Annotated in this window: 12 protein-coding genes; 2 read left to right on the top strand and 10 right to left on the bottom strand. The window is 70.8% G+C overall.

Features of this window, described 5'->3' with window-relative positions; genetic code table 11:
- Positions 1–591 precede the first annotated feature (591 nt).
- Complete coding sequence (gene trpS / locus ABZT17_RS22130) at positions 592–1671, top strand: tryptophan--tRNA ligase (RefSeq protein WP_356351223.1); 1080 nt, start codon at positions 592–594, stop codon at positions 1669–1671.
- A 106-nt stretch (positions 1672–1777) separates the two neighbouring features.
- On the opposite strand, the gene proC is transcribed toward trpS, so the two are convergent.
- The 6 genes from proC to ABZT17_RS22160 all read right to left on the bottom strand — a co-directional run bounded on the left by proC (position 1778) and on the right by ABZT17_RS22160 (position 6111).
- Positions 1778–2590, bottom strand: a complete 813-nt coding sequence (gene proC, locus ABZT17_RS22135; protein ID WP_356351224.1) for a pyrroline-5-carboxylate reductase — start codon at positions 2588–2590, stop codon at positions 1778–1780.
- A 91-nt stretch (positions 2591–2681) separates the two neighbouring features.
- Positions 2682–3473, bottom strand: a complete 792-nt coding sequence (locus ABZT17_RS22140) for an ABC transporter permease (protein WP_356351226.1) — start codon at positions 3471–3473, stop codon at positions 2682–2684.
- Positions 3470–4267, bottom strand: coding sequence for an ABC transporter ATP-binding protein (locus tag ABZT17_RS22145; RefSeq protein WP_356351228.1), 798 nt, complete (start codon positions 4265–4267; stop codon positions 3470–3472). The genes ABZT17_RS22140 and ABZT17_RS22145 overlap by 4 nt, the downstream gene beginning before the upstream one ends.
- Positions 4268–4337: 70 nt before the next feature.
- Complete coding sequence (locus ABZT17_RS22150; RefSeq protein WP_356351229.1) at positions 4338–5174, bottom strand: methyltransferase domain-containing protein; 837 nt, start codon at positions 5172–5174, stop codon at positions 4338–4340.
- Between the two features lie 66 nt (positions 5175–5240).
- Positions 5241–5744 carry an EamA/RhaT family transporter gene (locus ABZT17_RS22155; RefSeq protein WP_356351230.1) on the bottom strand — a complete coding sequence of 168 codons (504 nt, stop codon included), beginning with the start codon at positions 5742–5744 and terminating at the stop codon, positions 5241–5243.
- A gap of 43 nt (positions 5745–5787) precedes the next feature.
- Positions 5788–6111, bottom strand: coding sequence for an SH3 domain-containing protein (locus ABZT17_RS22160; RefSeq protein ID WP_356351231.1), 324 nt, complete (start codon positions 6109–6111; stop codon positions 5788–5790).
- 182 nt (positions 6112–6293) lie between these two features.
- Here ABZT17_RS22160 and ABZT17_RS22165 point away from each other — a divergent pair, with 182 nt between their 5' ends.
- Positions 6294–8411, top strand: coding sequence for a serine/threonine-protein kinase (locus ABZT17_RS22165; protein WP_356351232.1), 2118 nt, complete (start codon positions 6294–6296; stop codon positions 8409–8411).
- Between the two features lie 11 nt (positions 8412–8422).
- On the opposite strand, the gene ilvD is transcribed toward ABZT17_RS22165, so the two are convergent.
- The 4 genes from ilvD to ABZT17_RS22185 form a co-directional block, all read right to left on the bottom strand.
- A complete protein-coding gene (gene ilvD, locus ABZT17_RS22170; protein ID WP_356351233.1) occupies positions 8423–10276 on the bottom strand; it encodes a dihydroxy-acid dehydratase in 1854 nt (617 codons plus the stop codon).
- A 486-nt stretch (positions 10277–10762) separates the two neighbouring features.
- Positions 10763–11380 carry a TetR family transcriptional regulator gene (locus ABZT17_RS22175; protein WP_356351235.1) on the bottom strand — a complete coding sequence of 206 codons (618 nt, stop codon included), beginning with the start codon at positions 11378–11380 and terminating at the stop codon, positions 10763–10765.
- A complete protein-coding gene (locus ABZT17_RS22180) occupies positions 11377–12198 on the bottom strand; it encodes a sugar phosphate isomerase/epimerase (RefSeq protein WP_356351237.1) in 822 nt (273 codons plus the stop codon). The genes ABZT17_RS22175 and ABZT17_RS22180 overlap by 4 nt, the downstream gene beginning before the upstream one ends.
- 241 nt (positions 12199–12439) lie before the next feature.
- Positions 12440–13372: a Ppx/GppA phosphatase family protein gene (locus tag ABZT17_RS22185; protein ID WP_356351239.1), complete on the bottom strand. Its 933-nt coding sequence runs from the start codon at positions 13370–13372 to the stop codon at positions 12440–12442.
- Between the last annotated feature and the right edge of the window lie 26 nt (positions 13373–13398).

A 13398-nucleotide genomic window follows, 5' to 3' on the forward strand; every position in this document is an offset into this window, starting at 1 on the left:
AGTTCTCAAGGAACGGTCGCTTCCTTTGTACTCACCCTCTCGGGCTTTCCTCCGGGCGCTTCCCTTCGGTCTTGCGTTTCCGACTCTATCAGATCCTTTCGGGCCTGATTCCCAGTCAGCGGGAGTTGCCTTCCCGGCCGTTGGGCCGTTCCGACGAGTGAGACTTTAGCGGATTCCCGGCCCCCGCGCTAATCGGCGGCCTGCGTCCTTTCGAACGCGGATTCCCCATTTCGCAAATACGCACACCAATAAAACGACGGCGGTCTGATCGACAGCAGCCGAGTAGAGGTTGGTACCTACGGAATGGCTGTCCGGGGACCGACCGGAGTCGGCTCTCACGTCGGACAACTCGAAGAACCTTACGGACCGCCCCGGGGCGTGTCAACTCGCTGCCTCGGAGCACCCCGGAGGCGTACCCTGGCTGCCATGACAACGCGTACGTGCACCCAGCTGTGGTGGGCCGCCTGACGGCGGCCGTACTCACGTATGCACCCTACGGCCGCCGCCTCGGCGGCCGTTCTTGTTTCTCCCTCCGGAGCTTCCGAGGGTCGGCCGGCCGGGACGGCGGCCCGAACCGGAGAAGGAGCGGAGATGACTCGGGTCTTCAGCGGGATCCAGCCGACCGGACACCTGACGTTGGGCAACTACCTGGGGGCCATGCGGCGGTGGGCCGCGGCCGACCAGCATCAGGCGGACGCGCTGTTCTGCGTGGTGGACCTGCATGCGCTGACGATGGACCACGATCCGGCGCGGGTGCGCAGGCTGAGCAGGCAGGCGGCGACGCTGTTGCTGGCGTCGGGCCTGGACCCCGAGCTGTGCACGCTCTTCGTCCAAAGTCATGTGGACGAGCACGCGAGGCTGTCGTATCTGCTGGAGTGCGTGGCGACCGACGGCGAGATGCGGCGGATGATCCAGTACAAGGAGAAGGCCGCGAAGGAGGCCGCCCGGGGCCGAAGCGTGCGGGTGTCGCTGCTGACGTATCCGGTGCTGATGGCCGCGGACATCCTCGCGTACGGGACGGACGACGTGCCGGTCGGCGAGGACCAGGCGCAGCATGTGGAGCTGGCGCGGGATCTGGCGGTGCGCTTCAACCAGCGGTACGGGCACACGTTCACCGTGCCGCGCGCGACGCTGCCGCAGGTCGCCGCGCGGGTGATGAACCTCCAGGAGCCGACGCGGAAGATGGGGAAGTCCGACGAGTCGGGGCTCGGGGTCGTCTATCTGCTGGACGAGCCGGACGTGGTGCGGAAGAAGGTCATGCGGGCCGTGACCGACAGCGGGCGGGAGGTCGTGTACGACCGGGAGGAGCGACCCGGGCTCGCGAACCTGCTGGAGATCCTGGCCGCGTGCACGGGTGGGAACCCGGAGGCCCTGAGCGGTGTATATGAGTCGTACGGCGCCTTGAAGAAGGACACCGCGGAGGCCGTGGTCGAGGTCCTCAGGCCCGTGCAGGAGAGGCACAGGGACCTGTGCGCCGATCCTGGCCAGGTGGAGGGGGTGCTGCGGGATGGTGCGGAGAAGGCACGGACGATCGCCCGGCCGACCGTGGATGCCGCTTATCGCGCGATCGGGCTGCTGCCGGCCGCCTCGGATACGGGCGCGGCTGTGGGAGCGGGCACCGAGACGGGAGCGGGCACGGATACGGCCGTGGTGCTGAACACCGCCCGGTAGGCGCGCGGGCCGGTGGCGCGGTGCGATGCGATCCGAGGAGGTGGTGGACGCGGCGGGCGTATGAGCCGCCGCGTCCCTTCTCCTGGCCCCGGTGTGACGGTGGGGGTCAGTCCTTCTTGCCGGAGGCGAGTGCGCGGCTGCGGTCGCGGGCGGCTTCGAGGGCGGCGATGAGGGCGGCTCGGACGCCGTGGTTCTCGAGTTCGCGGATGGCGTTGATGGTGGTGCCGGCGGGGGAGGTGACGTTCTCGCGGAGCTTGACCGGGTGTTCGCCACTGTCGCGGAGCATGGTCGCGGCGCCGATCGCTGACTGGACGATCAGGTCGTGCGCCTTGTCGCGGGGCAGCCCGAGCAGGATGCCGGCGTCGGTCATGGCCTCGACGAGATAGAAGAAGTACGCCGGGCCCGAGCCGGACAGTGCCGTGCAGGCGTCCTGCTGGGACTCGGGGACGCGGAGGGTCTTGCCGACGGAGCCGAAGATCTCCTCGGCGTGGGCGAGGTGGTCGGCGGTGGCGTGGGTGCCGGCGGAGATGACGGACATGGCCTCGTCGACGAGGGCGGGGGTGTTCGTCATGACACGGACGACCGGGGTGCCGGCGGCGAGGCGCTCCTCGAAGAAGGAGGTGGGGATGCCGGCGGCACCGCTGATGATCAGACGGTCGGCGGGGACGTGCGGGGCGAGCTCGTCGAGGAGGGTGCCCATGTCCTGCGGCTTGACCGTGAGGATCAGGGTGTCGGCGGTCTTGGCCGCTTCCGGGTTGGTGACCGGGATGACTCCGTAGCGGGTGCGGAGTTCTTCGGCTCGCTCCGGTCGGCGGGCGGTGACCAGGAGGTCGGCGAGGGCCCAGCCGCCGCGGATCATTCCGCTGAGCAGGGCTTCGCCGATCTTGCCGGTGCCGAGGACTGCGACTTTCTGGGTCATGGCGCGGGTGCCTCCGGGGGTTGCGTCGTCCGGGTTCATCCTCGCACCGGCGGGGGGTGGCGGGCGCGGTTGTCCGGTGGGCGGACCGCGGTCAGGCGGTGCGCCTGCGGAGGGTCGCCGCGCCCAGGCCGAGGACGAGCAGTGCGCATCCGGCGACGATGAGGACGTCCCGGACGAAGTTGGTGGTCATGTCGGTGTGCTTGAGGACCTCGTTCATGCCGTCGACGGCATAGGACATGGGCAGGACGTCGGAGATGGCCTCCAGGACGGGGTGCATGTTCGAGCGGGCGGTGAACAGTCCGCAGAGGAGGAGCTGGGGGAAGATCACGGCGGGCATGAACTGGACGGCCTGGAACTCGGAGGCGGCGAAGGCCGAGACGAAGAGGCCGAGGGCGGTGCCGAGCAGGGCGTCGAGCAGGGCCACAAGCAGCAGCAGCCAGGGGCTGCCGGTGACGTCCAGACCCAGGAGCCAGACCGCGAGACCTGTGGCGAGGCAGGACTGGATGATCGCGATGGTGCCGAAGGCGAGGGCGTAGCCGGCGATCAGGTCGCCCTTGCCGAGGGGCATGGCGAGGAGGCGTTCGAGGGTGCCCGAGGTGCGTTCGCGCAGGGTGGCGATGGAGGTGACCAGGAACATCGTGATGAGGGGGAAGATGCCGAGAAGGGAGGCACCGATGTTGTCGAAGACATGCGGGCTGCCGTCGAAGACGTAGCGCAGCAGGACCAGCATCACGCAGGGGACCAGGAGCATCAGCGCGATGGTGCGCGGGTCGTGGCGGAGCTGGCGCAGCACGCGGGCCGCGGTGGCGGTGGTGCGGGAGATGTTCAGGGCTCGGGGCGGGGTGGGCGCGGCCGTCGTGGGAGAGGTGGTCGTGGTGCTCATCGGGTGGTCTCCTTCTCGCGGGCGGCGGCGGTCGCCTCGTCGACCAGGTGGAGGAAGGCCGCCTCGACCGTGTCGGCGCCGGTGCGGGTGCGCAGGGCGTCGGGGGTGTCGTCGGCGAGGATCTCGCCCGCGCGCATGAGCAGCAGGCGGTGGCAGCGTTCGGCCTCGTCCATGACGTGGGAGGAGACGAGGAGGGTCGCGCCGCGGGTGGCGGCGAGGGAGTGGAAGAGGTTCCACAGGTCGCGGCGCAGGACGGGGTCCAGGCCGACCGTGGGCTCGTCGAGGACGAGGAGTTCGGGGGTGCCCAGGAGGGCCACGGCGAGGGAGACGCGGCTTCGCTGGCCGCCGGAGAGGTTGCCGGCGAGGGAGTCGGCGTGGGTGGTCAGGTCCACGTCGGTGAGGACGCGGTCGACTTCGTGGCGGCGCTCGGCGGTGGAGCGTTCCGGGGCGAGGATCGCGGCGAAGTAGTCCAGGTTCTGGCGGACGGTCAGGTCGTCGTAGACGGAGGGGGCCTGGGTGACGTAGCCGATGCGGGTGCGGAGGGTGGGGTGGCCGGCGGGGTGGCCGAGGACCTCCAGGGTGCCGGTGACCTTGGCCTGGGTGCCGACGATTGCGCGCATCAGGGTTGATTTGCCGCAGCCGGAGGGTCCGAGGAGGCCGGTGATCTGTCCCCGCGGCACGGTGAAGTCGAGACCGCGCAGGACGGTGCGGGGGCCTCGTACGACGGTGAGACCTTGGGCGCGGACGGCGGTGGGGCCGCCCTGGGGCGGGATGGTGGGACCTTCTTTATTCATCACATGATGAACATTCCTCCTCTCGGCAGGTCGTGTCAAGCGGCGCGGGCGGGGTGGGGAGTGGTGAGGATCAGGGGGTGGGAGTGGCGGTGGCGACGAGGAGTTCGACGTCGTAGGTCTCCTCGACCAGGCCGTCCGGGAAGGCCTCCCCCAGAAGCCTGCGCTCCTCGGTGAGAAAGGCCGTGGCGTCCGCCGCGTCCGCGACCAGGAACAGCGAGTGGCTGCCGATGTTGGCGAGGTGGGTGTCGGCCGGGACGCGGCGGCTCCAGCGGACGACCCGTTGGGCGAAAGCCAGCCGGCCGGTCGGGTCGGCGAGAGCGGATCGGGCGCCGCTGCCGTTGGCATCCACGCGCGGATGGGGGCCGTAGACCTTGAAGTGCTCGGCGATACGGCTCTGTTGGGCGGCGATCCACGGCACGTCGAGGGCGGCGGTGTTCCACCACAGGGCGAGGGCGCCGCCCGGCCGCAGCACGCGCAGGGCTTCCGGGACGGCGCGGGCGGTGTCGGTCCAGTGCCATGCCTGGGCGTAGGTGAGGAAGTCGACGGAGGCCGTGGCCAGGGGAAGGTCGTCACCACTGCCCCGGACGACCGGGATGGCGGGGTTGGCCCGCCGGAACTCCGCCGCCATGCCCTCACCGGGCTCCACCCCGACGACCTCGGCCCCGCGGGCGGCGAGCAGCGCGGTCGCGATTCCGGTGCCCGCCCCGACGTCCGCGACGCGCGCACCGGCGAGGGAGCGTCCGGTGAGGTCCTCGATCGCCTCGAAGAGGGCGGGCGGGTAGGACGGGCGGTTGGCGGAGTACTGGGCGGCGGCGGCGTTGAAGGAGTGGGCGCGAGTGGTGTGGGAGGAGGGGAGGGAAGCGGAGGAGGGGGCGGAGGCGGCGGAGGAATCAGAGGTGGCGGTCATACCGCCATGGTGGCCCTGGGTGGATACGGGGGGCGGGGAGTTTTGGCCTGCGCGGCTTCGGCGCGGTCAGGAGCGGCGGCGTTTTTTGGAGGGGTTGCCCGTGCGGCGGGTGGTGCGCTTCTCGTGCGCCTGGAGCGCCGTCTCGTACTCCTCGCGGTGGAGTTTCTCGCCGGGGGCCTCGGTGAGGGAGCGGACGAAGTAGGCGAGGAGGGAGCCGACGAAGCCGATGGCCAGGAGGCCGCGGAGGGAGGCCTGGCGGTCGGGGTCGGGGCGGCGGGTGAAGGAGTCCAGGGTGTTGCGGAAGGCCAGGGCGCTGCAGATGGCGAACATGGCCACGACCAGGACGGTCACGAAGGCGCCGGTGTCGGCGATCTGGAGGCCCTCGTAGGCGAAACGGAGGACCAGGCAGGAGACGACCGCGGCCGCGAGGGAGCCGACGGCGGCCGTGACACGGCGGAGGGCGTAGCCGTCGGCGTGGTCCACCCAGGTCGTGCCGAAGAAACGGAGGGGCTCGGGCCGGGGACCGCCGGTGGAGCCCGCCTTGTCCTGGGTGCCGGGTTCGTCGCTCACGGGACGATTATGGCGCCGGGGTGGGGGCGGGCTCCTCGCGGGTTCAGGAACCGCAGCGCGGGCGGATGTAGCCGTCGCTGCCCGTGAGCACATACGCGTCCGCGACGAACTCGTCGCTCTGGATGCAGTCCCAGATGTTGCTCGTGCCGTACGGGCCGGTGATGCTCGTGCCGGGCGACTGGCAGAGGATGGCGACCCGGGAGCCCTCGGGCAGGACCCGGACGATGGGGTAGCTGGTGCCGGGGCCGCTGCGGACGTTGAGACGGACCCCCGGCGCGATCGGATAGGTCGTGGATGTCGTCGCGGCCAGTGTCGAGACGGCCTCGTCCCTGTCGCCCCCGACCTCTTCCACGCGGTCAACAGACATGAAAAACCTCCCCCGTTGCTCCCCATGACTGCCATGGGGCCCCTTTGATTCCCCTAAAACACGCCATGAAACACATGTACGTAACTCGCACGCGGAAGCTAGCACGCCGCCTCTGTCTCGTCCGAGGCATCGACTAGGCTCCGTGCGTCGCGCACGCGGACGAACAGCACGGGGGTGGTCCCATGGCGCCGCAGCAGAACGCCGGAGCGGGCGCGGAAGCGGAACTTCCCGACTACGCCGGTCACTACCGCCTGGAGTCACGCCTCGGCGCGGGCGGCATGGGTGTCGTGCACCTCGCGCGCAGCACCTCGGGCATGAAGGTCGCGGTGAAGGTCGTCCATGCCGAGTTCGCCAAGGACCCCGAGTTCAGGGGGCGGTTCCGGCAGGAGGTGACCGCGGCTCGCAAGGTCAGCGGTGCCTTCACCGCGCCGGTCGTCGACGCCGATCCCGAGGCCGAACGGCCGTGGATGGCGACGCTGTTCATCCCGGGAGAAACCCTCTCCGACCATGTGAAGCGGAACGGACCGATGGAGGCCGCTCCGTTGCGCCGGCTGATGGCGGGGCTGGCGGAGGCGCTGCGGGACATCCACCGGGTCGGTGTGGTGCACCGGGATCTGAAGCCGAGCAATGTGCTGCTCGCCGACGACGGGCCGAAGGTCATCGACTTCGGCATTTCTCGGCCAAAGGACAGTGAACTGCGGACCGAGACCGGGAAGTTGATCGGTACGCCGCCGTTCATGGCGCCGGAGCAGTTCCGGCGGCCGAGGGAGGTCGGGCCCGCCGCCGACGTCTTCGCGCTCGGGTCCGTGATGGTGCACGCGGCGACGGGGCGGGGTCCGTTCGACTCCGACAGCCCGTACATCGTGGCCTACCAGGTGGTGCACGACGAGCCCGACTTGGCGGGCGTACCGGAGAATCTGGCGCCGCTGGTGCTGCGTTGCCTGGCCAAGGAACCCGAGGACCGGCCCACACCGGATCAGTTGATGCGGGAACTGCGGTCGGTGGCTGCCTCCTACGACACCCAGGCGTTCATTCCGTCCCAGCGGTCGCTGGATCAATCCCCACCCGTGACGGAGCCGGAGAAGCCGCAGGAGCTGAAGGAGCAGCCGTCGGAGCCGACGCGAGGGCGTCGCCGCAGACGGGCGGCTCTCATGGGTCTGGCCGCGGTCCTCGTCGCGGGTGGCGGGCTCGCCTCGGCGCAGTTGCTCGACGGCGTCAAGGACACGGCGCACAAGGCGGCGGCCGATGCGTCCTCGTCGTCCGGGTCCGGCCCCTGGGCGACCAGACCCGCGCCCAAGGCAGGCGGACTGCCGAAGTGCGTCTACGGGATGCAGCAACTGGTCTGCGCTCAGCCCGGGCTCGTGTCCGCGCTCGATCCGGCCGACGGGACCGTGCGGTGGCGGCGCGCCCTGGACCTCGGCGACTCCGTCAAGTCGCCCGTCTTCTCCGGCGGGTTGGTGCAGGTGGTGACGCGGGCGGGGAAGCGCGTGGAAGCGCTCGATCCGGCGTCCGGCAAGACCCAGTGGTCGTTGGACGTGTCGAGGTACCCCGCTTTCCGCTACGCGGGCGGCATGTTGCTGCTGACAGGCGCCGGCGGCGAGGTGACCGGCGTCGACGGCGCGTCGGGAGCGGCACAGTGGAGCCGGCGCATAGCCGGGCTGAGCCAGCCGTACTTCCTGTCGCTCCCCGGCAGTCCCTTGGCCTTCGCGGTGAACGTGTCCCAGGACGGGACGCGCACGCGGGTCACCGCGGTGGACGGCACCACGGGCGACGTGCGGTGGGACGCTCGGCTCGACGGCAGTCTGACTCCTGTCGGTGTGACGGGCGGCAGCGTCGTGTTCCTTTCCGGCGACCCTTCCGGCAGTACGGCGAACGCGGTCACCCGCTACAACCCGCAGACCAAGGTCTCCCGACGTGTGCGGCTGACCGTTCCACTCCAGACGGCGCAGGCCACCGTGGACGGAGACCTGGTCTCCGCCCTGGGCACCGGAGGTACCCTCACGCTCGTCGACCTGGCCTCCGGCAAGCAGTTGTGGTCGCTCGAGACATCCGTCAGCCGCGGTTCGGCCCCGATCAGCGACGGCCGGTTCGTCTACCTCACCGCCGCCGACGGCCGCCTGCTCGCCGTGGACGCCACCAAGGGACGACTCCTCGGCCAGACCTCACCACGGCTCAGCACGGAGGGGAACGAGTTCGAGGCCGCGCTCCCCCAGCCCCAGCTGGTCGGCCCGCACCTCTACGCCTCCGCCCCCGACGGCACCGTCTTCGCGGTGGACTCCCGCGAACCCTCCGCCTGGTAGGCGGAGGCCGCTCAGCCCAGCTTGGAGACGTCCCGCACCGCGCCCTTGTCGGCGCTGGTGGCCATCGCCGCGTACGCCCGCAGCGCGGCCGACACCTTCCGCTCGCGGTTCTTCGGGGCGTACACCCCGCACAGCGCGGCCTCGCGTCGCGCCAGCTCCGCGTCGTCCACGAGCAGTTCGATCGAGCGGTTGGGGATGTCGATGCGGATCCGGTCGCCGTTCTCGACGAGCGCGATCGTGCCGCCGGACGCCGCCTCCGGGGAGGCGTGGCCGATGGACAGGCCGGACGTGCCGCCCGAGAAGCGGCCGTCGGTGATCAGCGCGCAGGTCTTGCCGAGGCCGCGGCCCTTGAGGAAGGACGTCGGGTAGAGCATCTCCTGCATACCGGGGCCGCCCTTGGGACCCTCGTAGCGGATGACGACGACGTCGCCGTCCGTCACCTGCTTGTTGAGGATCTTCTCGACGGCCTCCTCCTGCGACTCGCAGACGACCGCCGGACCCTCGAAGGTCCAGATGGACTCGTCGACGCCGGCCGTCTTCACCACGCAGCCGTCCACCGCCAGGTTGCCCTTCAGGACCGCCAGCCCGCCGTCCTTGGAGTACGCGTGCTCGGCGGACCGGATGCAGCCGCCCGCCGCGTCCTCGTCCAGCGCCTCCCAGCGCTCGGACTGGGAGAAGGCCTCGGCGGAGCGGACGCAGCCGGGGGCCGCGTGCCACAGTTCCACCGCCTCCGGCGACGGCGAGCCGCCGCGCACGTCCCAGGTCTTCAGCCAGTCCGACAGGGACGGGCTGTGGACCGAGTGGACGTCCTCGTTCAGCAGACCGGCGCGGTGGAGCTCACCGAGCAGGGCCGGGATGCCGCCCGCGCGGTGCACGTCCTCCATGTAGTACGTGCGGTTCTTCGCGACGTTCGGCGCCACCTTCGCGAGGCACGGCACCCGACGCGAGACCTCGTTGATCTCCTCCAGGCCGAACGGGACGCCCGCTTCCTGGGCCGCGGCCAGCAGGTGCAGGATCGTGTTGGTCGAGCCGCCCATCGCGATGTCCAGGGCCATCGCGTTCTCGAAGGCGGCGAAGGTCGCGACGTTGCGCGGCAGGACCGTCTCGTCGTCCTGCTCGTAGTAGCGGCGGGTGATGTCCATCACGGTCTGCGCGGCGGCGACGTAGAGCTGCTTGCGGGCCGTGTGGGTGGCCAGGACCGAGCCGTTGCCGGGGAGGGAGAGACCGATGGCCTCCGTCAGGCAGTTCATCGAGTTGGCCGTGAACATGCCGGAGCAGCTGCCACAGGTCGGACAGGCGTTCTCCTCAATACGGAGGATGTCCTCGTCCGAGATCTTGTCGTTCACGGCGTCGGAGATCGCGTCGACCAGGTCGAGCGTGCGGACCGTACCGTCGACGAGGGTCGCGCGGCCGGACTCCATCGGGCCGCCGGAGACGAAGACGGTCGGGATGTTCAGGCGCAGGGCCGCGTTCAGCATGCCCGGCGTGATCTTGTCGCAGTTGGAGATGCAGATCAGGGCGTCCGCGCAGTGGGCCTCGACCATGTACTCCACGCTGTCCGCGATCAGGTCGCGGGAGGGGAGGGAGTACAGCATGCCGCCGTGGCCCATCGCGATGCCGTCGTCGACGGCGATCGTGTTGAACTCGCGCGGGATGCCGCCCGCCTCGCGGATCGCCTCGGAGACGATCCGGCCGACCGGCTGCAGATGGGTGTGGCCCGGCACGAACTCGGTGAAGGAGTTCGCGACGGCGATGATCGGCTTGCGGCCGATGTCCGCACCGGGTACACCGGAGGCGCGCATAAGGGCGCGGGCGCCCGCCATGTTGCGGCCGTGGGTGACTGTGCGGGACCTCAGCTCGGGCATCGTCGCTCGCTCCTTCAGACAGATAGGGCTGCTAACGAGACTACGCCCGTCATCCAGGTGTCGGGACGCGGTGTCCGCGATACGGGACACAGATCTCAGTGCAGCCGCCCCCGGCACACGATCGGCACCAGTGCGCAAGCGTGTGCTGGGGTGCGGAGCGTGTGCCGGGGCGCCGGGCGTGTGCCGGGGCGCCCGGCGCGTGCTGAAGGTGTGCCACCGGGGTTGTGCGCCGGGGCGCGGGGCGCGTGCCGGGAGTGTGCCGGCCTGGGTCGTGCGCCAGGGCGTCGGGCGCGCGCCGGGCGCGCGTGGCCTGGGCCGCGCGCCGGGCGTATTCCGCGCCCCGGCGCACGCCTCGCGCCCGCGCGCCAGGTCCAGCACGCGACCCGGGACGCCTACAGCCCCGCCAGACCCCGTCAGACCTCTTTCAAGACCCCTTCGCGCCCGTCACGCCGCTCAGTCGCCCAACAGGCCCTATGAGGGCCCCCGTCAAGCGCCCCCAGCCCCCGTCAGATGCCCCTGCACCACCGGTGCCACCCGTGCGATGAGTTGCTCCACGTCCGCCGAGGCCAGCGGCTCCACCTTGATCACGTAGCGCAGCATCGCGCACCCCACCAGCTGCGCCGCCGCCAGCTCGACGCGCAGTTCGGCGTCCGGTGCGTCCAGCTGGGAGGCGACGCGGCGCATCAGCTGGGAGGCCACGAGACGGCGGAAGACCGCGGCGGCGGTCTCGTTGTTGACCGCGGAGCGGAGGATGGCGAGGAGGGGGGCACGGGTCGCCGGGCTCTCCCAGACACCGAGGATGAACCGGGTCAGGCGCTCTCCCACGCCGTCCAGCGGCCCGTCGGCGATGGCCTCCGGCGCGTTCAGCGCGGGCGCGAAGGCCACCTCGATCGCGGCCTCGAAGACCCGCTCCTTGGTGCCGAAGTAGTGGTGCACCAGCGCCGGGTCCACGCCGGCCGCCTTCGCGATCCCCCGCACGGACGTCTTCTCGTACCCGCGTTCGGAGAACTCCTCCCGGGCGACGCTCAGGATGCGGTCCCGGGTGTCGGCCGATTCCGTACGGGTGCGTCGGCCCCGTCGGCGCGAGGAGGTTGCCTCGGTCACCGCCGGGGCACCTCCACGGCCGACGCGAGATGGAGCCGGGTGAAGGCGAGCGCCTCCGCCAGGTCGGCCTCACGTTCGGCGCTGGACATCGCGCGCCGGGTGTTGACCTCGATGACGACATGGCCGTCGAAGCCGGTCAGGGCGAGCCGTTCCAGCAGCTCGGCGCAGGGCTGAGCGCCCCGGCCGGGGACGAGGTGCTCGTCCTTGGCCGAGCCCTTGCCGTCGGCGAGGTGGACATGACCGAGGCGGTCGCCCATGCGTTCGACCATCTGCAGCGCGTCCGAGCGTGCCGTCGCGCTGTGACTGAGGTCGATCGTGAAGTGCCGGTAGTCCTCTTTCGTCACGTCCCAGTCGGGGGCGTAGGCGAGCATCTCGCGGTCGCGGTAGCGCCAGGGGTACATGTTCTCGACGGCGAACCGCACGTCCGTCTCGTTCGCCATACGCCAAATCCCGGTCACGAAGTCACGCGCGTACTGGCGCTGCCAGCGGAACGGCGGGTGTACGACGACCGTGGTCGCGCCCAGCTTCTCCGCGGCCGCCTGGGCGCGCTGGAGCTTGACCCAGGGGTCCGTCGACCAGACCCGCTGGGTGATCAGCAGACAGGGGGCGTGCACCGCCAGGATCGGGATCTGGTGGTAGTCACTGAGTCTGCGCAGCGCCTCCATGTCCTGGCTGACCGGGTCGGTCCACACCATGACCTCGACTCCGTCGTACCCGAGGCGCGCGGCGATCTCGAAGGCCGTCGCCGTGGACTCCGGGTACACGGAGGCCGTGGACAGCGCGACCTTCGCATCCGGGATGCACACTGGCTCCGCCATGCGGACAGGTTAAGGGGTCCGGTGGGTGCGCTGCGGGGCGCCTCTTGGCCGTTGTGGTGTTCGACACGGGCGAGTGCGGGTGGTTTGCGGCTTGTCGCGCCCCCGCGACGCGGTCGCCGACGCCACAGCCCTACGCCCCTTTTCGGAGCCGCCACCCCTGTTCAGGGCACGTGGCACCCTTCCGGGGCATGACACGGAACCCGTGCTCCGGGGCGCTGTACGCGACCCGTGCTCCGGAGCGCTACACGGAACCCATGTGATCGAGTCGACGCAGGATCACGCCTTCGCGGAGCGCCCATGGACAGACTTCCAGGCTCTCCACGCCGAACAGGTCCATCGCGCCCTCCGCCACCAGGGCACCCGCGAGGAGCTGGCCCGCCCGGCCCTCGGAGACTCCGGGGAGTTCCGCGCGCTGGGCCGTCGACATTCCGGCCAGGCGGGGGACCCAGGCCTCCAGGGACTCGCGCTTCAGTTCACGCTGGACGTAGAGACCCTCCGTGGAGCGGGCCGCGCCCGCGATACGGGCGAGCTGCTTGAAGGTCTTGGAGGTGGCCACGACATGGTCCGGTGCGCCGAAGCGGCTGAACTCGCCCACCGTGCGGGCGATCTCGGCGCGCACATGGCGGCGCAGGGACCTTATGGACACGGGGGCCGGGGGGTCGCCGGGGAGCCAGCCCGCGGTGAGACGGCCGGCGCCCAGCGGCAGCGACACCGCCGCGTCCGGTTCCTCGTCGATGCCGTAGGCGATCTCCAGGGAGCCGCCGCCGATGTCCAGGACGAGGAGCTTGCCCGCGGACCAGCCGAACCAGCGGCGGACGGCGAGGAAGGTGAGACGGGCCTCCTCCGCACCGGTGAGGACCTGGAGCTCGACGCCGGTCTCGGCCTGCACGCGCGCGAGGACATCATCGGCGTTGCTGGCCTCGCGCACGGCGGAAGTGGCGAAGGGGAGCAGGTCCTCGACGCCCTTGTCCTCGGCGGCCTGCAGACACTCGTGGATCACACCGATCAGCTTGTCGACGCCGTCGAGGCCGATCGCCCCGCTCTCGTCGAGAAGTTGGGCGAGGCGCAACTCCGCCTTGTGCGAGTGCGCGGGCAGCGGGCGCGCGCCAGGGTGCGCATCCACCACCAGCAGATGCACCGTGTTCGATCCCACGTCGAGGACACCGAGTCTCATGTACGGAACGCTACTGCCACCTGGGC

This window comes from Streptomyces sp. NPDC005648, assembly GCF_040605395.1.
GTDB lineage: Bacteria > Actinomycetota > Actinomycetes > Streptomycetales > Streptomycetaceae > Streptomyces.

Coding starts and splice junctions, on each gene's coding strand:
- ABZT17_RS22185 (WP_356351239.1), bottom strand. CDS start 13,372: ATGAGACTCGGTGTCCTCGACGTGGGATCGAACACGGTGCATCTGCTG.
- ABZT17_RS22180 (WP_356351237.1), bottom strand. CDS start 12,198: ATGGCGGAGCCAGTGTGCATCCCGGATGCGAAGGTCGCGCTGTCCACG.
- ABZT17_RS22165 (WP_356351232.1), top strand. CDS start 6,294: ATGGCGCCGCAGCAGAACGCCGGAGCGGGCGCGGAAGCGGAACTTCCC.
- ABZT17_RS22145 (WP_356351228.1), bottom strand. CDS start 4,267: ATGAATAAAGAAGGTCCCACCATCCCGCCCCAGGGCGGCCCCACCGCC.
- trpS (WP_356351223.1), top strand. CDS start 592: ATGACTCGGGTCTTCAGCGGGATCCAGCCGACCGGACACCTGACGTTG.
- proC (WP_356351224.1), bottom strand. CDS start 2,590: ATGACCCAGAAAGTCGCAGTCCTCGGCACCGGCAAGATCGGCGAAGCC.
- ABZT17_RS22140 (WP_356351226.1), bottom strand. CDS start 3,473: ATGAGCACCACGACCACCTCTCCCACGACGGCCGCGCCCACCCCGCCC.
- ABZT17_RS22150 (WP_356351229.1), bottom strand. CDS start 5,174: ATGACCGCCACCTCTGATTCCTCCGCCGCCTCCGCCCCCTCCTCCGCT.
- ABZT17_RS22160 (WP_356351231.1), bottom strand. CDS start 6,111: ATGTCTGTTGACCGCGTGGAAGAGGTCGGGGGCGACAGGGACGAGGCC.
- ilvD (WP_356351233.1), bottom strand. CDS start 10,276: ATGCCCGAGCTGAGGTCCCGCACAGTCACCCACGGCCGCAACATGGCG.